Source organism: Nonomuraea sp. NPDC004702 (genome assembly GCF_053601695.1).
Map to the genome: position 1 here is coordinate 387,682 of NZ_JBSGCE010000002.1, position 20,603 is coordinate 408,284.

At 72.6% G+C, this 20,603-nt stretch carries 15 protein-coding genes and 1 tRNA gene; 10 read left to right on the forward strand and 6 right to left on the reverse strand.

Annotated elements, in window-relative coordinates:
- Positions 1-169 precede the first annotated feature (169 nt).
- A complete protein-coding gene (locus ACWEJ6_RS04345) occupies positions 170-1,165 on the forward strand; it encodes a sporulation protein (protein ID WP_387668365.1) in 996 nt (331 codons plus the stop codon).
- Between the two features lie 237 nt (positions 1,166-1,402).
- On the forward strand, positions 1,403-3,580 hold the full coding sequence (gene helR / locus ACWEJ6_RS04350) for an RNA polymerase recycling motor ATPase HelR (protein WP_452421152.1): 2,178 nt from the start codon (positions 1,403-1,405) through the stop codon (positions 3,578-3,580).
- A 37-nt stretch (positions 3,581-3,617) separates the two neighbouring features.
- Here the strand turns inward: helR and ACWEJ6_RS04355 are convergent, their stop codons facing one another.
- Entirely contained in the window at positions 3,618-4,814 is a 1,197-nt protein-coding gene (locus ACWEJ6_RS04355; protein WP_452421154.1) for an NAD(P)/FAD-dependent oxidoreductase, read from the reverse strand.
- Between the two features lie 94 nt (positions 4,815-4,908).
- On the reverse strand, positions 4,909-5,853 hold the full coding sequence (locus tag ACWEJ6_RS04360) for an RNA polymerase sigma-70 factor (protein ID WP_452421156.1): 945 nt from the start codon (positions 5,851-5,853) through the stop codon (positions 4,909-4,911).
- Positions 5,854-5,929: 76 nt separating this feature from the next.
- On the opposite strand from ACWEJ6_RS04360, the gene ACWEJ6_RS04365 reads away from it, so the two are divergent.
- From ACWEJ6_RS04365 to ACWEJ6_RS04375, 3 genes are all read left to right on the forward strand, one after another.
- Positions 5,930-6,790 (forward strand): alpha/beta fold hydrolase, encoded by an 861-nt coding sequence (locus ACWEJ6_RS04365; RefSeq protein WP_452421158.1) that lies wholly within the window; start codon positions 5,930-5,932, stop codon positions 6,788-6,790.
- A gap of 141 nt (positions 6,791-6,931) precedes the next feature.
- Positions 6,932-7,492 carry a hypothetical protein gene (locus ACWEJ6_RS04370; RefSeq protein ID WP_452421160.1) on the forward strand — a complete coding sequence of 187 codons (561 nt, stop codon included), beginning with the start codon at positions 6,932-6,934 and terminating at the stop codon, positions 7,490-7,492.
- Positions 7,492-10,329: a M48 family metalloprotease gene (locus tag ACWEJ6_RS04375; protein WP_452421162.1), complete on the forward strand. Its 2,838-nt coding sequence runs from the start codon at positions 7,492-7,494 to the stop codon at positions 10,327-10,329. The genes ACWEJ6_RS04370 and ACWEJ6_RS04375 overlap by 1 nt, the downstream gene beginning before the upstream one ends.
- Positions 10,330-10,383: 54 nt before the next feature.
- On the opposite strand, the gene ACWEJ6_RS04380 is transcribed toward ACWEJ6_RS04375, so the two are convergent.
- Together ACWEJ6_RS04380 and ACWEJ6_RS04385 are read right to left on the reverse strand one after the other, a co-directional pair.
- Positions 10,384-13,530, reverse strand: coding sequence for a BTAD domain-containing putative transcriptional regulator (locus ACWEJ6_RS04380; RefSeq protein WP_452421164.1), 3,147 nt, complete (start codon positions 13,528-13,530; stop codon positions 10,384-10,386).
- A 139-nt stretch (positions 13,531-13,669) separates the two neighbouring features.
- Complete coding sequence (locus ACWEJ6_RS04385) at positions 13,670-15,685, reverse strand: CehA/McbA family metallohydrolase (protein WP_452421166.1); 2,016 nt, start codon at positions 15,683-15,685, stop codon at positions 13,670-13,672.
- A gap of 633 nt (positions 15,686-16,318) precedes the next feature.
- Here ACWEJ6_RS04385 and ACWEJ6_RS04390 point away from each other — a divergent pair.
- Entirely contained in the window at positions 16,319-16,690 is a 372-nt protein-coding gene (locus ACWEJ6_RS04390; RefSeq protein WP_452421168.1) for a hypothetical protein, read from the forward strand.
- Between the two features lie 627 nt (positions 16,691-17,317).
- On the opposite strand, the gene ACWEJ6_RS04395 is transcribed toward ACWEJ6_RS04390, so the two are convergent.
- Positions 17,318-17,389: transfer RNA gene (locus ACWEJ6_RS04395), tRNA-Arg, on the reverse strand.
- A 114-nt stretch (positions 17,390-17,503) separates the two neighbouring features.
- Between ACWEJ6_RS04395 and ACWEJ6_RS04400 the strand changes: the two genes are divergently transcribed.
- From ACWEJ6_RS04400 to ACWEJ6_RS04415, 4 genes are all read left to right on the forward strand, one after another.
- Entirely contained in the window at positions 17,504-17,890 is a 387-nt protein-coding gene (locus ACWEJ6_RS04400; protein ID WP_352349704.1) for a response regulator transcription factor, read from the forward strand.
- Between the two features lie 122 nt (positions 17,891-18,012).
- Positions 18,013-18,675 (forward strand): AIM24 family protein, encoded by a 663-nt coding sequence (locus ACWEJ6_RS04405; protein ID WP_358283169.1) that lies wholly within the window; start codon positions 18,013-18,015, stop codon positions 18,673-18,675.
- Between the two features lie 107 nt (positions 18,676-18,782).
- The gene (locus ACWEJ6_RS04410; RefSeq protein ID WP_352349708.1) at positions 18,783-19,082 is read left to right on the forward strand and encodes an ArsR/SmtB family transcription factor; all 300 of its coding nucleotides are present in this window, start codon (positions 18,783-18,785) and stop codon (positions 19,080-19,082) included.
- Positions 19,072-19,629, forward strand: a complete 558-nt coding sequence (locus tag ACWEJ6_RS04415) for a YbaK/EbsC family protein (protein WP_452421171.1) — start codon at positions 19,072-19,074, stop codon at positions 19,627-19,629. Before ACWEJ6_RS04410 ends, ACWEJ6_RS04415 begins: the two co-directional genes overlap by 11 nt.
- A gap of 136 nt (positions 19,630-19,765) precedes the next feature.
- Here ACWEJ6_RS04415 and ACWEJ6_RS04420 read toward each other — a convergent pair whose 3' ends face one another.
- Complete coding sequence (locus ACWEJ6_RS04420) at positions 19,766-20,602, reverse strand: universal stress protein (protein ID WP_387668336.1); 837 nt, start codon at positions 20,600-20,602, stop codon at positions 19,766-19,768.
- Position 20,603 lies beyond the last annotated feature (1 nt).

Genomic DNA, 20,603 nt, shown 5'->3' on the forward strand with positions numbered 1-20,603 from the left:
GCGGAACGCGCCGGGATCCCGGAGTGCGGCGAACGCGCCGCACTCCGGGATCCCGCCGTTCCCGCCCTTTTTACGGCAGACGTTTTCGGCATGGCCGGAACCGGGGCCGGACGGAGATCGTTGTGCGGGTCGGCTGCACACATTCGATCTTCGACAGGGAGAACAAGCCGTGGTCTTCAAACGCATGCTGGGTGCCTTCGGCGTCGGCGCGCCCTCGGTGGACACCGTTCTGGCGACCCCGCGCGTCCAGCCGGGCGGCACGCTGTCCGGCGAGGTGCGGCTCAAGGGCGGCGACTTCGACGCCGAGATCGAGCACGTCACCCTCGGCCTGGTCGCCCGCGTGGAGTTCGAGCACGGCGACGGCGAGCACGCGGGGGCCGGGGAGTTCTCCCGCGTCCAGGTGTCGGGGCCGTTCGTGCTGCGCCAGGGCGAGGAGCGCACGATCCCGTTCCAGATCGGCGTGCCGTGGGAGGCGCCGATCAGCCAGATCGGCGGGCAGCCGCTGCACGGCATGGCGCTGGGCGTGCGCACCGAGCTCGCCATCGCCAAGGCGGTCGACAAGGGCGACCTCGACGAGGTCGCGGTCGAGCCGCTGCCCTCGCAGCTGCGCATCCTGGAGGCGCTGCTGCAGCTCGGCTTCGCGTTCAAGTCCGCCGACCTGGAGGCCGGCCGCCTGTACGGCGTGCGCCAGGAGCTGCCGTTCTACCAGGAGATCGAGTTCTACCCGGCCGGCCGGTACGCCGGCGTGCTCGGCGAGCTCGAAGTGACCTTCGTGGCCGACCCGGCGGGGCTTGAAGTGGTCCTGGAGGCCGACAAGCGCGCCGGCCGCTACTCCGGCGACGCGATCGGCCGCTTCACCGTCAGCCACGCCGACGCCCTGCAGACCGACTGGGCCGCCGAGCTCGACCGCTGGCTGTCCGGCCTGGCCGCGCACGCCCACGGCGGCTTCGGGCACGGCGACCACCACGGCCACGGCGACCACGGGTACGGTGACCACCACGGTCACCACGGCTACGGCCATCACGAGCAGCACCACGGCGGGCCGGGCTGGGGCGCGGTGGCCGCGGCCGGCGCCGCCGGCGTGGTCGGCGGCCTGGTGGCGGGGGAGATCGTCGAGGAGATCTTCGAAGGCGACGACGACGAGGGCGGCGACGGCGACTGGTGACCCTCGACCGGTGATCCGCCCGTCACGGGCGGGTCACCCGGTTCCGCTGTGCTGTGAAGCGAGGCAGGGCCTGTGGCGCGGAGCAAAGTGGCAGAAAAAGGAGCTTCTACTCCTTTCCACTCTTAACGTATAGCGCACCGGGGGGCTTGCGGCAAGACCCCCGTCGTGGCGCAGAATCGTCCGCCGAGGCCAGAAGCCTTGCCACGCGAAGACCGACCTCGTAGCGGAGCCACATACATGAATCCCCTGACCACCGGCGTGTTCGACCTGCCCGGCAACCTCGCCGCCAAGGCGGACCCGGCGCTGATCGCCGTCGACGAGCGACACTTCGCGGCCCTCGCCGAGAGCCTGGAGCAGTCGATCGCCGACCTGTCCGCCCGCCTCGACGCCGAACGCATGGCCCCCGGCGGCAAGGGCCGGCAGGCGCTCGACCGGGACCTGGAGATCCACCGCCTGTCCGCCCGCCTGCGGACGCTGCGCCGCTTCGGCCTCGACCTGTGCCTCGGCCACATGGTCACCGCCGACCACCCCGAACCGGTGTACATCGGACGGCTCGGCCTCACCGACAAAGACGGCCGCCGCCTGCTGCTCGACTGGCGTTCGCCCGCGGCCGAGCCGTTCTTCGGCGCCACCCACGCCAACCCCATGGGCCTGGCCAGCCGCCGCCGCTACCGCTGGACCCGCGGCCGGATCAGCGACTACTGGGACGAGGTGTTCACCGCCGACGGCTTCGAAGGGCACGCCGCGCTCGACGACCAGTCCGCCTTCATCGCCAGCCTCGGCGGCAACCGTTCGTCCAGGATGCGCGACGTGCTCGGCACCATCCAGGCCGACCAGGACGCCATCATCCGGGCCGGCTCCCGCGGCGCCCTCGTCGTGGACGGCGGCCCCGGCACCGGCAAGACCGTCGTCGCCCTCCACCGCTCGGCCTACCTGCTCTACTCCGACCCCCGGCTCGGCCACAACAAGGGCGGCGTGTTGTTCGTCGGCCCGCACCAGCCCTACCTGGCCTACGTCGCCGACGTGCTGCCCAGCCTGGGGGAGGACGGCGTGCGCACCTGCACCCTGCGCGACCTCGTGCCCGAGGGGGCGGCGGCGGTCCCCGAGCGGGACCCGGAGGTGGCGCGGCTGAAGGCGTCCGCGGACATGGTGAAGGCGATCGAGCCGGCCGTCAGGTTCTACGAGAACCCGCCCGCCAAGGGCATGACGGTCACCACGCACTGGTCGGACGTCTGGCTGAGCGCCGAGGACTGGGCCGAGGCGTTCCAGGCCGCCGACCCCGGCACCCCGCACAACGAGGCCCGCGACCAGATCTGGGAGGAACTGCTCACGATCCTCATCGACAAGCACGACCCGCAGGACCAGCACGGCGACCACGAGGTGTCGCCGGAGCTGCTGCGCAGGTCGCTGCGCGCGAACCGGGAACTGCTGGCCGCCTTCAACCGCGCCTGGCCGCTGATCGAGCCCACCGACCTCGTCGGCGACCTGTGGACGGTCCCCGCCTACCTGCGGCTGTGCGCCCCCTGGCTCGGCCCGGACGAGATCCGGCGGCTCCAGCGCGCGGACGCCCAGTCCTGGACGGTCTCCGACCTGCCGCTCCTGGACGCGGCCCGCCAGCGCCTCGGCGACCCGGAGGCGTCCTGCCGGCAGCGCAGGCAGGAGGCCGCCCTGGCCGTCCAGCGCGAGCGCATGGCCCAGGTCGTGGACAACCTGATCGAGGCCGACGACGACGGCGAGGGCCTGGTGACCCAGCTTCGCCGGGCGGACCTCCAGCGCAACCTGGTGGACGAGTCGGAGCTGCCCACCGTGGAGCCGGACCTGCTCGCCGGGCCGTTCGCGCACGTCGTCGTGGACGAGGCCCAGGAGCTGACCGACGCCGAATGGCAGATGTTGCTGCTGCGCTGCCCGTCCAGGAGCTTCACCATCGTCGGGGACCGCGCCCAGGCCAGGCACGGGTTCACCGAGTCGTGGGCGGAACGGCTGGGCCGGGTCGGCATCGACCGCGTCGAGCTGGCCGGCCTGAGCGTCAACTACCGGACCCCGGCGGAGATCATGGCCGAGGCCGAGCCGGTCATCAGGGCCGCCCTGCCGGACGCCAACGTGCCGGTCTCCATCCGGGAGAGCGGCGTCCCGGTCACCCGCGGGCCGGTCGCCGAGCTGGACGCGATCCTCGACGCCTGGCTCGCCGCGAACCCCGAGGGGATCGCCTGCGTGATCGGGAACCCGGCCTTCCGGGAGCGGCCCCGGGTCCGGTCGCTGACGCCGGAGCTGTCGAAGGGGCTGGAGTTCGACCTGGTCGTCCTCGTCGATCCGGACCGGTTCGGCGATGGCGTCGAGGGGGTCGAGGGCGCGGTCGACCGTTACGTGGCGATGACCCGGGCGACCCGGCAGCTCGTCGTCCTCACGACCCCCTGACGGGGGCCCGCCGCCGGGTGCACCGCGCCGGCCGTCGTCACGCACGCGCCCTGGCGGCGGCGGGGCCGGCCGGGGCGTTCGCGCGGGTGACGCGGCGCCGCCGGGCCGGCTTGCCCAGCATCGGGTTGGCGACGCCCCAGGCGGCGCTCTTGCAGATCAGCTCCTTGTAGACGGCGGCGACCCGCCCGGTCAGCACCCTGGGCAGGGCGCGGTCGTCGGCGGTGACGAACTGGATCAGGCCGTTGCCCCGGCCCAGCGAGACGCACTGGTTGAAATAGTGCGGCGTGGTGTTCGGCAGTTTCCCGCCGGTCAGCCGGGCCGCGATCGAGTCGGCGGCCAGACAGGCGGTCGGGATGCCCGACGCGCACGACATGCGCAGCGGCTTGCCGCCGGGGCCCATCGCCATGGCGGCGTCGCCGACGGCGTACACGTTCGGGTGCGAGACCGAGCGCATGGTCCCGTCGACCACGATCTGGCCGGTGCCGCTGACCTCCAGGGTGGTCGCCCGCGCGATCGGGTGCACGGCGAAGCCGGCCGTCCAGACGGTCACCTCGGCCGGGATGGGCTCGCCGTCGGTGGTGACGCGGTCGGCCTCGACGCCGGTGACGACCGTGTGCTCGTGCACGCTCACCCCGAGCCCGTCCAGGACCTTCCGCACGTGCGCGCGGCCCTTCGGCGAGAGCCAGTCGCCGAGAGCGCCGCGGGCGGCGAGGGCGACGTCGAGGTCGGGACGGGCCTCGGCGATCTCGGCCGCGGCCTCCAGCCCGGTGAGCCCGCCGCCGACGACGACCACGCGCTGACCGGCGTCGAGCCGGGCCAGCCGCTCGCGCAGCCGCAGCGCCCCCGGACGGCCGGCGATGTCGTAGGCGTGCTCGGCGGTCCCGGGCACGCCCTCGGCGTTCCAGCCGCTGCCGAGCGCGTAGACCAGCGTGTCGTAGGCCAGCTCCTCGGCGCCGCCCGCGCCGGTGACGGTGACGGTCCCGCGGTCGGCGTCGAGGCCGGTGACCGTCCCGAGCCGCAGCTCGACGCCGGTGCCGGCGAACATCTCGCGGAACGGCCGGGGCCTGAGGTCCTGCCCGGTCGCCACCTGGTGCAGGCGGACGCGCTCCACGAAGTCGGGCTCGGCGTTGACGAGGGTGATGGCGACGTCCTCGCGGCTCAGCCGCCTGGCCAGGCGGCCGGCGACGACGGCTCCGGTGTAGCCGGCTCCGAGGACGATGATGCGGTGCTGCATTTCCTCGCTCCTGTCTGACGCGGGTTCGCCACCTGAACCGGACGGCCCGCGTTTTCCTGACAGGATCACGGTGTGAGGCGCGTCACACCGTGTCTCAGAAGGCTCTGAACACCGGCTCCCCGTGGTCGCTGGCCGCCCAGCGCGCGGTCGCCCGGCCGAGCTTGTCGGGGTTGACCTGGTTGCGGAACGCGGCGATGCCCTCGGCGGTGACCTCCAGGCACATGACGCCGACGACCCGGCCGTCCAGGACCGCCACGACGGCCGGCTCCCCGTTGGCCGTCCAGGGGTAGATCTCGGGCGAGCCGCCGATGATGGCCTGCTTGGCCTTGCCGGGCTTGACCAGGCCCCACAGGAACTTCGCGACGGCGACGGCGCCCTCGAACGCCTTGGCGCGGGCCGGGACCTTCCCGCCGCCGTCGCCGACCGCGATGGCGTCCTGGGTGAGCAGGCGGACGAGCGGCTCGGTCTGCCCGCTGGTGGCGGCGGCCAGGAACTCCTCGACGATCCGCCGGGCCGCGGCCTCGTCGACCTCGGTGCGGGCCCGGCCGTCGGCGACGTGCTTCTTGGCGCGGTGGAAGATCTGCTGGCTGGCCGACTCGGTGATGTCGAGGATCTCGGCGATCTCCCGGTGGGAGTGGTCGAAGGCGGCCCGCAGCACGTAGACCGCCCGCTCGTTCGGGGACAGGCGCTCCATCAGCGTGAGGACGGCGTACGAGACCGATTCGCGCTGCTCGGCGGTCTCGGCCGGGCCGAGCATCGGGTCGCCGGCGAGCAGCGGCTCGGGCAGCCACTCCCCGACGTACGTCTCGCGGCGGGCCCGCGCGGAGCCGAGCTGGTTGAGGCACAGGTTGGTGAGCACCTTCGTCAGCCACGCCTCGGGCACCTCGACGCGGTCCGCGTCGGCGGACTGCCAGCGCAGGAACGTCTCCTGCACGGCGTCCTCGGCCTCCGCGGCGGAGCCGAGCAGGCGGTAGGCGATGGCCTCCAGGCGGGGTCTGGCGGCCACGAACCGGTCGACGTCGTCCGCGGTCAAAGGCATGGGCCGATCCTAGAACGTCCCCTGATGCGGCGGAACGCCGGTGTTGATCCAAGACGGTCCCGGGTAGAGGGGGCCGATGTTCGACGACTTCGAGACCGGCGTGATCGACGTCGGCGAGACCGAGCTGTTCGTCCGGTACGGCGGTTCCGGCACGCCCCTCCTGCTGCTCCACGGCCACCCCCGCACCCACGCGACCTGGCACCGCGTCGCGCCCCTCCTGGCCCCCCACCACACGGTGGTCTGCCCCGATCTGCGCGGGTACGGCCGCTCGGGCAAACCGCCCACCACCCCCGACCACGCCCCCTACTCCAAGCGGGCCATGGCCCGCGACATGGTCGCCCTCATGCGCTCGCTGGGCCACGAACGGTTCGCCGTCGCCGGCCACGACCGCGGCGCCTACGTCGCCCACCGCCTGGCCGCCGACCACCCGGCCGCCGTCACCCGCCTGGTCGTGATGGACGGCATCCCCATCGGCGAGGCGCTGGCCAGGGCCGACGCCCGCTTCGCGGCGTCCTGGTGGCACTGGTTCTTCCTCGGCCAGACCGCCAAACCCGCCGAACGCGTCATCAACGCCGACCCTGACGCCTGGTACCAGGGCAGCCCCGAGCAGATGGGCCAGGAGGCGTACGAGGACTACCGGCGGGCCATCCACGACCCGGACACCGTCCACGCGATGTGCGAGGACTACCGCGCCGGCCTGACCGTGGACCGCGCGGCCGACGACGCCGACCGCGCCGCCTCCCGCCGCCTCACCTGCCCCACCCTGTTCCTCTGGACGTCCAAGGACGACATGGAGGACCTGTACGGCGACCCGCTGGCGATCTGGCGCACCTGGGCCGACGACGTGACCGGCCACCCGATCGACAGCGGCCACCACGTGGCCGAAGAGGCCCCGGACGAACTCGCCGCCTCCCTGCTGGCCTTCCTGCGCGAATGACGCCCTGACGGGGGGCCGTCCCGGACACCTGATTCATGCCGTTTTCCGCGTTCACCTCCATCGCCGGCCCCCTTCCGTGAGGATGGGGCTCCTGCACAGCGTGGCGAGTGCGTCACAGAACGCGATGTGGAGAGGGGCGTCATGAGTTCCGGAGCGGCTTCGCCCAGCGGCGGCGGTCCTGCGAGCAGGGCGACGACGACCAGGGTCCGCGACGTCGTGCGCGATGTGGTGGCGGCGACCGCGCCGGAGGAGCTCCTGCTCGTGGACGGGCTGGCCGGGCTCGGCGACGACGTCGTGATCCGGCGGCTGGGCCGGCGGGGCGCCAGGCGTGAGCCGTTGGGGTTCGGCCTGGGGGAGATCGCGGCTCTGGTGACGCCGGTGGTGTGGCTCATGGTCGACGAGGCCGCACGGCGGGTGGGGACCGCCGCCGTGGACGGCGCGGCGGCGCGCACGAAGGCCGTGCTGCGCAAGGTCTTCCGGAGGCCGGCGGCGGCCGTCCTCGTCCCTGACCTGACCCGGGACGAGCTCGCCGAGGTCCACCGCAGGGTGCTGGAGACCGCTGTGGAGCACGGGCTCGGCGACAGCCGCGCCCGGCTCATCGCCGACGCCGTGGTGGGCCGGCTCGCACTGGCCGCACCGGAACTCGGCGCGCGGGAACCGGACGGCCCGGCCGACGGCGCCCCCCTGACGAAGAACCAGTGATGACGGCCACGGCCTCCGCCCCGCGGATCGACGAGCGGGCGACGGGCGCGGGCACGACCGTGCGCTTCGTGCTGCTGCTGACTCTGCTGCTGGTGAGCAGCGGTTCGATGATGCAGGTCGTGGCCCGCGGATACCACGGCGGCTACGGATACGGCTGCCTGCTCGCCGCCGGCGGCGATCCCACCCAGGGCACCGACCGGGGCATCTCCGCGCGGATCATCGCCAACCACGACGCCTACTGGGCCTGCGTGGACCGCTACGAGCCCGCGGCGCCCTGGTGGCTGCCCCTTTTGGGGCTCGTCCTGGTGGCGGCGGCGGCCGTGGCGCTGTTCCTGGCCCTGCCGCACTGGAAGGTCCGGCGGCGCCGCCTCGTACCGCTGGACGTGATCGACCACGACGGCGAGATCGGCCGCAGGATGGCGGAGCTCGCCGCCGTGGCCGGCCTGGCCCGCGTGCCCAGGATCGTCGTGGACCTGACGGCGGCCACGACCGACGCCGTGGTGTTCGGCAGCGACCGCTGCCCCATCGTGTGCCTGCACGGTGGGCTGGTCGCCCGCAGGACCACCGATCCCGGCGGCTTCCGCGCGCGGGCGATGCACGAGTTCGCCCACATCCGCAACCGCGACCTCACCATCACCTACGCCACCGTCGTCGTGTGGCGGGTGTTCGTCGTCCTCGTGCTCCTCCCGTACGTCGTCTGGTACCTCACCGCGATCCCCACCTCCGCGCGGTCGCCGTTCTGGCCCGGCGAGACGGCGTTCACCACGCGGGGCCTGCTGCTTCCGGTCTGCATGATCCTCCTGGTCTACCTCGCCCGCTCGGACGTCCTGCGCAGCCGGGAGATCCACGCCGACCTCGCCGCGACGCGCTGGGGCGCCGACCTGCGCTCTCTGGCGTTCACGATGCCCGCCCCGGTCACGGGCCGGCTGCGGCGGGCTCTCGGCTCCTTCGTCGAGCTGTGGCGCATGCACCCGCGCTGGACGCTGCGCCGGGACGCCGTCACCGACCCGGCGGCGCTGTTCGGCGTGCAGGCGCTGCCCATGTTCCTGACCGGGGCCGCCGCTCCGCTCATCGACGTCCAGGTGGCGGAGTACCTGCCTCCCGCCGCGAGCGGCACCTGGCTGGGCCGGCTGCCGGCCCTGCTGGTGGCGGGTCTGGTCACCGGCGTGGCCGGGATCGCGCTGTGGCGTGCCGTGGTCCATGCGGTGCTGACCGGGCGTCGCGCGCCGTCCGGCGTGCGCGCGGGGCTGTGGCTGGGAGCCGGCGCGGTGGCCGGCGAACTGGTGCTGAACCGGGTGACGGTCCTGCGGTGGTTCCCGGACCACCCGGTGGTGCTGGCGCTGGTGCTGTTCGCCGGGGTGGCCTTCGCCTGGTGGACCGCGCAGTGCGCCGAACTGTGGGTCAGGGCCTGGCCGGGACGTACGATCCGGCCGGCCATGCTGCTGGGGCTCGCGGCCGCGTGGCTGGTGCTGTTCTCCTGGTTCGTGTGGTGGCAGAGCGAAGGCGCGCTGCTGGCGAGCACCGGAACGGTCGACCCCGCCGGGATGCAGGTGATCCTGCGAGAGCTGTACGGCGCCTCACCGGCGGAGCATCCGGCCGTGCAGTCCGCGATCGGCGCGGTGTGGCCGTTCCTGACCAGCCTCGACACGCCGCTCGTCCTCTCCGCGGTCATGGCCCTGTGGGTGGTGCCACTGCTCACCTGGACGTTCCGCCCGACCACCGCTCCGCCCCCGTGGACGCTCGGCTCCTTGACCGAGACCAGCCGGTGGGAGTCCCTGGGCAAGGGGGTGCCGCTGCAGCGGCGGGTGCTGCCCGTCGTGCTGCTGGGGATACCGGCGAGCTGGGCCGCCGTCGCCGTCGTGATGGGCTACATGCACACCTGGCAGCCCCCGCCCGCGGATCGAGCAGGCTTCTACGCCCTGGTCTACCAGGCGTGGACGCTCGTGGCCCTGGTGGCGGCGGCCGCGGCGGCAGCCGTCGTCGCGAGCGTGCCGGCGAGCCGCCACCGGCTGCTCGTCGCGCTGATCACCGCCGAGGTCGTGGCGTTGGGCGGCCTGGCCGGCCGCTTCGTGTTCGCCGCCGCGGACGGCTGCTTCCAGCCGCTCAACACCTTGGCGGTTCGCTGCCACTGGCTGCCGGATCCGGCTTGGACGCTCGTGCAGAGCATCATGGGCTACGTTCTCGTGCTCGCCGCGGTCGCCGCCGTCCTGGCGGCCGGCATCGTGTCGGCGGCCCGGAGGCTGCGGCCCAGGACCGGGCGCGCGACCCGCGACCTCCCTCCCGGCCCGCGGCCGACCGGCCGGCTCGCCGCGCGGCGAGCCGCCACGGCCGTGCTCTGCGCGGCGGCGGTGGCGGCGCCCCTCGTGGCGGCCGCCCAGCAGGAATCGCCCGGACCCGCCACCCTCTCCCAGGTCCAGCGGGTGGTGGGCCTCGACGACGCGGTGGTGTCCGCCGAGATCAGGCAGCTGCAGGTGAAGGCCTGGTGGGCACACGGCGGCTGGGATCTGCGCGAACGCTACAGGACCGATGTCGTCCGTCTCTCCAAGAGCCTGAACGACGCCGCGCAGGCCGGGCGCGGCTCCGTCGAGCCGGCGATCTTCGGCCCCCTGTGCGCCCACATGGGGGAGATCGCCCGAGACGCGGGCCGCTACTTCGACGCCCCCGACCAGGAGACCCGGGCCTTCTGGCGGACGTTCGTCACCCAGGCCGGCAACGGCGGCCGAAACTGCCGGAACAGCCTGGCGGACGAGAACGGCGACCTCTTCATCACGTCCATGAACGAGCTCATCGAGGCCGGGAAGGCGCTCGAAGCGGTCACCGCCAGGATGCCGAGGTGACCTCCGCGCGGCGGGCGGCGCCGAGCCGACCGGCGACCGCCGCCCCTCGCCCGGTCAACTCCGCCCGGGACGCGGAAGGTCACCCGGGGGAGCGGACCCGGCCGGATCGGCACAGTGGGTCATGAGCCGGTCGATCGCCTCCTGCCGCGGCAGGTCCGCGCCACGCCGGTACGCCTCCTGGTAACCCGCGTCGCCGAGCCGCCCGGCCAGGACGGGCACCAGCCGCCGCAGATCGGGGTCGCCCTCGTCGAAGACGCCCCTGATCACGTGGCTCATGCCGAGCGCCGTCGCGGCCCCCGCCGGATCGCCCTCCAGCCCGAGCAGCCTGGCCAGCAGCTCCGCGGCGCGGGCCAGGGCGTTGGCGTTGGTGTGCCCGAGCACGCCGCGCATCGCGCGGGGCAGCAGCTCGCGCGCCCGTTCCGCCGCCCCCTCGCTCACCAGGACGGCCATCCGGGAGGACACGATCACGTCGCCGTTCAGCTCGGGCGGGCCGGGCAGCCGGTGGACGACCGTCTCCAGCTCGTCCACGACCTCATGGGCCCGGCCCAGGTCGCCGGCGTGGCGGTGCACCTCGGCGAGCGGGAACAGCATGCTGGCCACCAGCCGCCGGTGGCCGTGTTCGCGGCCCACGCGTCGCGCGGCGTGGATGTCGTGCAGCGCGCCGTCCAGGTCGCCGCCGCGCATGCGGTTCTGGGCGAGATGCGACTTGGTGATGAACAGGTGTTCCTCGGTGCCCAGCTCGGCGGCGATCGCGACGGCGCGCTCGCAGGCCGCGACCGCGTGTTCGTGCTCGCCGCGCAGGCCGTGGACGCGGCTGCGCCGTACCAGGCTCATCACCAGGCCCCAGCGGTCACCGACCTGCTCGAACAGGCGCAGCGCCTCGTCCCTGTGGCGGGCGCCGGTCTCCTGGTCGCCCTGTTCCGTGAGCAGGAAGTCGTAGGCCCAGCGGGCGCTGGCGCGCACCCACGGGTCGGGGGAGTCCAGGGCCTCCAAGTCTCCGGCGTCCTGGGTGGTGAGCCTGGACAGGCGGAGCAACGGCAGCGCGTTGTGGACCTTCGTCACCCCGGGACGGCTGAGGCTCTCCCGGACCTCCGGCCCGCCCCGCCGGCCCGCCGTCGCCCGTACCACCTCGAAGGCGGCACGGACGTCGTCGGGCAACTCGTCGCCGAACGCCAGCACCTCGCTCAGGAACGCGTCGGACTCGGTGGACATCCCGCGCATGCCCCAGTACCAGATCATGGACCTGACGAACCGGGCGGCCGTGGCCGCGTCGCCCGCCCCGATGGCGGCCCGCAGCGCGGCGACCAGGTTGTCGTGCTCGGCGTCGAAGACCTCGACGGCGCGCAACTGGTCCCGGGTGCGCAGCAGCGGCTCGTTCTCCTCGGCCAGCGCCAGGAAGTACCCGCGGAAACGGTCGCCGACCGGCGGCTCGGCGAGCCGGGCCGCCGCGTAGGCGCGGACGGTCTCCAGCATCCGGTACCTGTCGCCGACCTGCTGGATCATGGACTTCTCGACCAGCGCGCCCGCGACGTACACCATGTCCTCGGCGGGCAGGGACGCGTCGGAGCAGATCGCCTCCAGCGCGGCCAGGTCGGCTCCGCCGGGGAAGGCGGCCAGGCGCGCGGCCAGCACCCGCTCGGGCTCCTCCAGCAGGTCCCAGCTCCACTCCACCAGCGCGAGCAGCGTGCGCTGGCGCGGCAGCGCGGTCCTGCTGCCCGAGGTGAGCAGGCGGAACCGGTCGTCCAGGCGCTGGGCGATCTGCGTCACGGTCATCGCCCGCAGCTTGGCCGCGGCCAGTTCGAGCGCCAGCGGCATGCCGTCCAACCGGCGGCAGATCTCCACCGTGGGCCCCAGGGTGGCCCGGTCGAGCGCGAACCCCTGGCGCACCCTGCCCGCCCGCTCGACGAACAGCCGCACGGCGTCCGACTCGGCGGCCTCGGCCAGGTCCGCGTCCGGCACGGGCAGGCCGAGCGGGCCGAGGTGGCACAGGGCCTCGCCGTCGATCGCCAGAGCCTCCCTGCCGGTGGCCAGGACGCGCAGCTGCGGAAGCCGGCCGAGCAGCTGCTCGGCGAGCTCGGCGGCCGCCTCCACCAGGTGCTCGCAGTTGTCCAGCACCAGCACGGCGGGGCCGACGTCGAGCTGGGCGGCCAACCGGGCGGGCGCGGGAGCCTGCGGCTTGAACCCGCCTTCGAACAGGCCGCCGCAGGCGCTGAGCACCGCGTCGGCGATCTGGTCCGGACGGGTCACCCCGGCGAGCGAGACGAACCACGCCCGGTCCCCGACGCGCTCGGCGGCCTCCAGCGCCAGCCTGGTCTTGCCCGCGCCGCCCGGCCCGACGATCGTCACCAGCCGCGCTTCGGCAAGCAGCAGGGTCAGCTCGCCGAGCTCACGCTCCCGGCCGACGAAGGTGGTCAGCCTGGCCGGGAGCCGGCTGGACGCGGCCTGCGGCCGTACGGCGGGTCGGCTCAGCTCCCCGCGCAGGAGGGCGAGGTGGACCGCGCGGAGCTCGGGCGAGGGGTCGATGCCCAGCTCGTCGCCGAGCCTGCCGCGGACCTCGTCGTACACGGCCAGCGCCTCCGACTGGCGTCCGGCGGCCGAAAGGGCCCGGATCCGCAGTTCGGCCAGGCGCTCGCTCAGCGGGCGCGCGACGGCCGCGACCCGCAGGTCGGCCAGCACCTCGGAGTGGCGGCCGAGCCGCACCTCCGCGTCGAAGAAGTCCTCGGCGACGGTGGCGCGCAACTCCTCCAGCCGCGCCGCCACGTTACGGGCGAACGTCGCCTCCAGCACGTCCGCCAGAGCGTCGCCGCGCCACTGCTCCAGGGCGGCGCGGAGCAGGGAGGAGGCCTCCCGCGGCCGGCCGGCCGCGAGCTCCCGCCTGGCCTGCCCGGCGAGCTGCTCGAACCGGTGGGTGTCCACGTCCTCGGGACGCAGCGGCAGCCGGTAGCCGCCGGCCACCAGCTCCACGGACTCCGGCCCGCCCAGCGTCCTGCGCAACCGGGAGACCAGCCCGTGCAGCGCGTTGACGGCCCCGGCCGGCGGCTCCTCGCCCCAGACGCAGTCGATCAGCGCGTCCGCCGACACCGGCCGGCCGGCCTCCAACGCGAGCCGCGCCAGCAGCACCCGCAGACGCACGCCGGGAATGTCGATGGGGGAGGCGTCGTCGGACGCGGCCGCGACCGGGCCGAGGAGGGAGATCTGCACCCAGCCACCTTCCCACCCACCCCTCCCCACACCACCACCGCACCCCGCCACCCCGGTCGCCCCCGCCTGTTTTGCGCACCGCCGCCGGACCCCGCCAGTCCGTCGCCCCCTCGCTGCACGACCGGCCCTGGGGCGGGGGTCAGGGCAGGCGGGTGCGGTAGATCTGCCTGGCCTGCTCGTACAGAGCCAGGTGGTCGTCCACCTGGGCCGGGGTGTCGAAGCGGCCGGACTCGCGCAGGATGGACTCCAGCCGGTCCAGCCAGGCCAGGCACCAGCGCACGTCCGCCTCCCTGGCCACGTGGCCGCCCGCGACGTCGAGGTACACAGGGCTGGTGTGGGCGTAGGCGCCGCGCCGGTGCTGCGAGCGCGGGTGCGGCCCGCCGGTCGCCACAGCCACCACGTACGTCGGTTCGTCCGCCGTCATCGTGGCCACCAGCCGCCCGGGAGGCCCCTGCGCGAGCACGCCCGCAGCGGTACGGATCTCCAGCTCCTCGACCTCCGGCCCGATCGCGGAGACCACGATCTCCACCTCCTGGCCCGGCAGCAGCTCCAGCGTGTCGCCGGGGCCGTGCCCGTTCACCGTGAGCTCCAGCCACGGCCCGGTGGTGGCGAACGTACGACCGTGCAGGATCGCCTCGGCGTAGGACTCGGCGGTGAGGGGGCCGGCGACGTTGGCGTACACCCGCTCCCAGCCGGGCGGGGCGGAGGCGGTGCCGCGGCGGCAGAACGACAGCACGGCGTCGGTCCCCGCCGTCACCGCCAGCCTGTTGCCCGCGCCGATGAGACGGCGGTACACGGCCGCCGTGGCCAGGACGGAGGAGTGGTTGAGCACATCGAGCGAGTCGATCAAGCCCAGTGCGGCGTCGGCCACGATCTCCCTGGCCGCGCAGGACCGTCCGCGATCGAGTACGACGTCCGGCGGGTCGTCGTCGCCGAACGCGGTGTGGAACGGGTGACCGTAGGAGACGATCCCGCCGAGTGCCCTCAGCTCCTCGCACGCCGCCGCGTTGGGCGGCCAGTCCGCCGTGCCGCCGAAGCCCGTGTGGTAGCGGCTCGGCAGCCCGCGCAGCCCGAACGCCGTGCAGTGGCCGAGCACGTCGTTGCGGAACTCGACGCCGATCCTGGCCAGGTGCCGGTCGTCGGACCACGGCAGGTCCTTGCCCACCCACTGCTCCAGCGCCTCCGCGTCGTAGACGCGCTCGCTCGCCACGTTGCCCGCCACCAGGTTGAGCACGTGGAGGTCCTCGCCGTGCTGCGCGGCGGCGGCCAGCTCGGGCGCGGCGGGCTCCTCGCCCATCCAGTTGAGGTGGACGTGCAGGTCGCCGCCGTACCAGCCGCGGGCGGCCGCGTCGTACAGCCGTTCGGGCGTCAGCTCCACCAGCGTCTCCGCGCCGGCCTGCGGAGTGACGGTCACTTCGGCGGTGCCGTACTCCATCCCCCTGGCCACGGTCACGGTGACGGGCTCGGCGGGGACGCGGACCACGAGGTCGTCGCCGTGGAAGAACGGCCGGCGGTGCGCGTCCAGCTTGGGCGGCGCGCCGTCGGGGTACCAGCCCTGGCCGTTCGCGCTCGTCACGCTCCACCGGCACGGGAACCCCGCGCGCAACCGCACGCCGGCCGCCGCCACCCGCCTGCTCAGCGGCGTCAGGTCGACCGGCTGCCCGTCGACGACGACGGACTCGGCGACCTCGACCACCTTGGCCCCGCGCGCCTCCACCGTGCAAGGGGTGCCGTCCACGAGCACGGTGACCGGTTCGTCCCTGCTGGAGTCGAGCAGCAACGCCGTACGAAACGGCTCGCCCTCCAGCACGACTCGCGTGACGGCCGCCACCGCGTGACCGCCGGGCGTCAAGCGCAGCACGGGCAGGTTGTCCACGACGTCGCCGGCGAGCGCGTCACGTACCACCCGGTCGGGATCCACCTCGCCGAGGTGATCCTCCAGCTCGGCGGCAGGCAGGTCGGGGTGGCGCTCGGCCAGTTGGCGCAGTCCGGTGGTGTAGAAGTTGTAACGGCGATCGAGGAAGACGGTCGCCCATGCCTGGACGACGTAGGACAGAGACGGTTCGCCCCAACAGGGACCGTGCGCGTCACGGAGCGCACGGTAATCGGCCAGGGCAGCGGATACGGGACCAGGAAGTAACACTTCGTCACACATTGGACACTCCTCGGAGGGGACCCATGGTCATACTGACACGCCCCTCCCGCTGTGTCCCGCTTCGCGGCAAAGCGAGAAAGTCATCCCCCAAACCGACCGCCGCGCCGAATCCAGCATGTCCCCGCGCCTGGTCCCTCCTGCACTCCCGTGGCACCCAGGCCAAGTTCGCACTCAGCTCACCTTCGACGCCTTCGACCAGCTCACCGCCGACGCCGACAGTCTGTACGCCTGCAAACGGGGAGCCCGGCCACCTTCTGCCATCAGGGCGAGCAAACCGATCCGGACACCGGCAGGGTCAACATGCCCGCCCGCTGGTACCAGCCCGGCACTGGCACCCTCACCACCCACGCCACCCCCGGAACGGCCCTCGACTTTTGCGCGGGGTTCACGCCAAGTCCGTACTGGCTATCGGTTACGCCGATCGATGAGATTGATGAGTTCAGCATGTCTGACACGATGGATGGACTTGGCGAGATACAGGAATCTCTCCGCTCCGCAGATCTCAAAGCAGTATGGGCCTGCATATCTGCTTGTCCGGCATTCTCTACGCCGAAATTGGCGGGGACCCGCCGCGTTCTGTGCTTATAAGGGCTGTGGCGTGCATGGCGCTCGGATCGAAATGCGAGGAGGAAATTGGAGTCATTCGGCGGCCAGTCCGACCCGGTCGTTCGGCGGACGCAAGAAGAGCAGCGCCGCTTGGCGGCGGCACACGAGAAATCCCGGGTAGCGCTTATCGCCATGGGTGTACTGACGGGGTCGCTTGGGTTGCTTGCATCTCTGGCCAGCCTGGTGCCTACCAGCCATAATTGGGATCCGGCCATGCCGGACTACAGCGATCCCGACCTGGTGATGATAGCGACGACCGCATCTGGCGTCGCCATCCTCTTGTTCGTGCTGACCCTGATATTCCTCTGGCGGAGCAGAACAGCGGTTGCCTTCTCACTCCTCTTTCTCATCGGCGATATTTATCGGTTCGTCGCCGTGGTCCCTCATTACACAGGTTGATGTTCGCCACGGACGAGGTGCCGAACTATCAGCCATCCCAAGACGATCGGGAACAGCCGTGGCCGGGTGCGTGGCGACGTACCCGGCCTGGCGACCGCTGCCTGGCGCGCACCCCGATCGGCCGCGATGGCTGGACGTCGTCTGCGAGCGACCGGGCGGCCCGGCCAAGCGCCATCGAGATCGACCAGCGAGATGGCCGTGCCCTCATTGCCAGTCACTAGCCGGGGGCGTCCTCAAAACGGCGTACTGGGCACTTGCCCTCCGGCGCGCCAGGTGACATCACCAGTGTGGGCGTGATCCCCTCGCTCGTCATGCCGCCCGGCACGGCCAGGAGCGAAGTCGATACTCACGTTCGTTGATGTGACGGCGCCCGAGACGGTCAGGCCGTCGCCGCCCAGACGCCGCACTCTGTATGCCTGGCGCTGATGTCTTCGTGGACGCTGCGGTCGCGTCGTTGGTCAACCAGGCGGCGTTGCGAATGGTGGGTGGAGCAGACCGCACACACGGATCATCGTCCACAACCAGCGGGCGTCAATGAGAACGGGCGGGCCTCCGTGAGACTGGAGGCCCGCCCGTTCTTGCGATATTCGCCCTGGTCAGCGGTCTAGGCCGCCGGTCAAGATCTTGTGCCCCCTGTAGGATTCGAACCTACGCACCCGGCTCCGGAGGCCGGTGCTCTATCCCCTGAGCTAAGGGGGCGACGAGTGATAAGGCTATCAGCATCCGGGGACCACTCGGCACCAGATAACGCTCCTTGAACGCATCCCGCGAAAACCCCACGTGACCGGCCCGCTACGGGCTAGCTTTGCGCCCGTGAGCGACGTTCTTGGCAAAGTACTGGTCGTGGATGACGACGAGGTCATCCGGCAGCTCATCGCGGTCAACCTGAACCTTGAGGGGTTCGAGGTGTCGACCGCCACCGATGGGCAGGACTGTCTGGATCGCGTGATGGACGTCATGCCGGATGTGATCACGCTGGACGTGATGATGCCCTGCCTCGACGGGTGGGCGACGGCGGAGAAGTTGCGTACGGAGGAGGCGACCAGTCACATCAAGGTCGTCCTGATCACCGCGCGGGCGCAGGACGACGACCGGAGGCGGGGGCTGGGGATCGGGGTCGACGCGTACCTGACCAAGCCGTTCGATCCGGCCGAGCTCATTCAGGTGGTGCGGGAACTCGCGTCCGGGGCGCCGAGTTGATGGGGTTGTAGAACGGCGCCGGAGTGGTGTGCCGGAGGTGGTGGGAGCGGCGGAGATGACGCCGCCCGGGCCGGCTCCGGATGCACGTCGGCGGCGACGACCATCGACGTGAGAGGCGCGACGTGCGTAGTTCGATCTTCGGCAACCTGGCCGGCCAGCCGCTTCCCGGCGGGTTCGCGCTGGAGAACAGCAAGATGCTGCGGGTCCAGTTGCCGCACGAGGTGCTTGCCAAGCAGGGGTCCATGGTCGCCTTCCAGGGGCAGATGGACTTCGACTACGAGGGTGGCGGGCTCGGCAGGCTGCTGAAGAAGGCCGTGACGGGGGAGGGGGCCTCCCTGATGCGGGTACGCGGCCAGGGGCAGCTCTATCTGGCCGACAACGCCGACGACATTCACCTCTTCTATCTGGAGAACGAGGGGCTGACGGTCAACGGGCGGAACCTGCTGGCGTTCGGGCCGGAGCTCAGGTGGGACATCCAGCGGGTGCAGGGGGCCGGGGTCGCGGCCGGTGGGCTGTTCAACACCACGGTGACGGGCACGGGGTGGGTGGCGGTGACCACGCACGGCACTCCGGTGTTGCTGGACGTGGCGCGGATGCCGACGTTCGTGGACGGGCAGGCGGCGGTGTGCTGGAGCACGGGGCTGCAGGTCGGGGTCAACCGCACGATGAAGGTCGGGGCGTTGATCGGGCGCGGCAGCGGCGAGGCCATGCAGCTGGCGTTCCGGGGGCAGGGGTTCGTCCTGGTGCAGGCCAGCGAAGGTGCGCCGGTGGTGCAGGCGTCCTGAGGTCGTACGGGCGGTGGTGCAGGCGTCCTGAGGCCGTACGGGCGGGAGCCATGCGGTCCAGGGGGCCAGGCGTGGACAGGTAATTAGCTTATTGCCATACTGGCTCGGTGGATGTGGATCTGGTCAAGGCGCTGGCCAGTGACAAACGGCTGCTCATCCTTGAGTGGCTGCGCGACCCCGAGCGGCACTTCGGCCCGCAGCGTGACGGCGATCTCGTACGCGACGGCGTCTGTTCCTTGTTCATCGCCGAGAAGCTGGGCGTGAGCCGGCCCACGTGCGGCGAGCATCTCAAGGTGCTGGCCCAGGCGGGGCTGATCCGGGGCACGAAGATCAAGCAGTGGGTGTTCTACCAGCGCGACGAGGGCCGGATCGCCAAGGCCAAGGAGATGTTGAGCAGTGACTGGTGACGCCTACGAAGGTCCCGATGCCGGAGAAGGTCCCGAGGCTGGCCGGCGGCCGGACGCCTATGAGCGGCTGATCGCCGATCTCGATGCCGGCGGGGCGCGGTACCGGGTGATCGACCATCCGGCGGAGGGGCGTACCGAGCAGGTGAGCGCCCTGCGCGGGCACGGCGTCGAGCAGGCGGCCAAGTGCCTGATCGTGATGGTCAAGATCGGCAAGAAGCGCACCCGGCACGTGCTGGCCGTCGTGCCGGGCGACGCGCGGCTGGATCTGCAGGCGGTCAAGGGGCTGCTGGAGGGCACGTACGTGGCCTTCGCCGACAAGGACCGGGCGGAGGAGCTGGCGGGCAGCGTCAGCGGGACGGTGTTGCCGTTCAGCCATGACCCCCGCCTTGAGCTGGTCGTCGATCCTTCGCTGCTGGAACTGCCGGAGATCTACTTCAACGCCGCGCGCCTCGACCGCTCACTGGCGCTCGCCACCGACGACTACGTACGCCTGGCCGCGCCGCGCGTGGCCGCCATCGTGGCGGCGGCGGTGCCGGCCGCCGGTTAACCACCGGCGGGCGTCCGGAGCAGGGCGTCCGGAGGCAGGGCGGTCGGAGGCAGGGCGGTCGGAGGCAGGAGGGGACGGAGGCAGGGCGGCCGGAGGCAGGAGGGGACGGCGAAGGCGGTGGCCTGCGGGAACGTCCCTAGGCGGAGGTGGCTTTCACGATCGCGAGCGGGCCGGGCGCGTGGTGCAGCATGGCCTGGCTGACCGAGCCGATGAGCATGCCCTTCAGCGTGCCGTGGCCCCGGCTGCCGACGACCAGCAGGTCGGCCCCGGCCGCCACCTCGCGCAGCACCTCGACGGGATGGCCGTGCACGACGTCCTCGATCACCTCCACGCCGGGATGGCATTGGCGGGGTATGGCGAGGAAGGTCCGCAGGGCCTCGCGGGTCTCGCGTTCGGCCTCCGGATCGGCGGGCCCGAAGCCCGAGGGACGCGGCCAGGCGAACGCCTCCACCGCGCGCAGCCTGGCGCCGCGCAGCTCGGCCTCGGCGAAGGCGAACTTCAGCGCGCGGAGGCTGCCCTCGGAACGGTCGACGCCGACCACCAGCTCACCGCGCGGAACGGCGGGCGGATCGCGGACCAGGACGACGTCCGTCTGGGCGTGCGCGGCCACCCCGTGGGCGACCGAGCCGAGCAGCAGCCCGCGTACGCCGCCCAGGCCACGACTGCCGACGACGAGCAGGTCGGCCTGCTCGGCGGTCTTGATCAGCGCGGCGCGGGGATCGCCGGGCACGAGTTCCGTGGTCACCTCGGCGCCCAGTTCGCGGGCCCGCCGTTCGGCGGCCGCGAGCACCTCCTTGGCGCCGTCGCGCATCCACTTGCCCACCTCCGCGTACCGGCCGGAGATCGGGCGGCAGACCCAGTCGGGCACCACGTGGGCCACGGTCAGCGACACCCCGCGCAGCACTGCCTCCTTGGCGGCCCAGTCGACGGACAGCAGTCCGGTCGGCGAGCCGTCGACACCTGCGACGATCATG

What these genes read in the sequence shown, in the direction of transcription:
- ACWEJ6_RS04355 (WP_452421154.1), bottom strand. Translation starts at nt 4,814, where the DNA reads ATGCAGCACCGCATCATCGTCCTCGGAGCCGGCTACACCGGAGCCGTC.
- ACWEJ6_RS04370 (WP_452421160.1), top strand. Translation starts at nt 6,932, where the DNA reads ATGAGTTCCGGAGCGGCTTCGCCCAGCGGCGGCGGTCCTGCGAGCAGG.
- ACWEJ6_RS04375 (WP_452421162.1), top strand. Translation starts at nt 7,492, where the DNA reads ATGACGGCCACGGCCTCCGCCCCGCGGATCGACGAGCGGGCGACGGGC.
- helR (WP_452421152.1), top strand. Translation starts at nt 1,403, where the DNA reads ATGAATCCCCTGACCACCGGCGTGTTCGACCTGCCCGGCAACCTCGCC.
- ACWEJ6_RS04360 (WP_452421156.1), bottom strand. Translation starts at nt 5,853, where the DNA reads ATGCCTTTGACCGCGGACGACGTCGACCGGTTCGTGGCCGCCAGACCC.
- ACWEJ6_RS04365 (WP_452421158.1), top strand. Translation starts at nt 5,930, where the DNA reads ATGTTCGACGACTTCGAGACCGGCGTGATCGACGTCGGCGAGACCGAG.
- ACWEJ6_RS04420 (WP_387668336.1), bottom strand. Translation starts at nt 20,602, where the DNA reads ATGATCGTCGCAGGTGTCGACGGCTCGCCGACCGGACTGCTGTCCGTC.
- ACWEJ6_RS04385 (WP_452421166.1), bottom strand. Translation starts at nt 15,685, where the DNA reads ATGTGTGACGAAGTGTTACTTCCTGGTCCCGTATCCGCTGCCCTGGCC.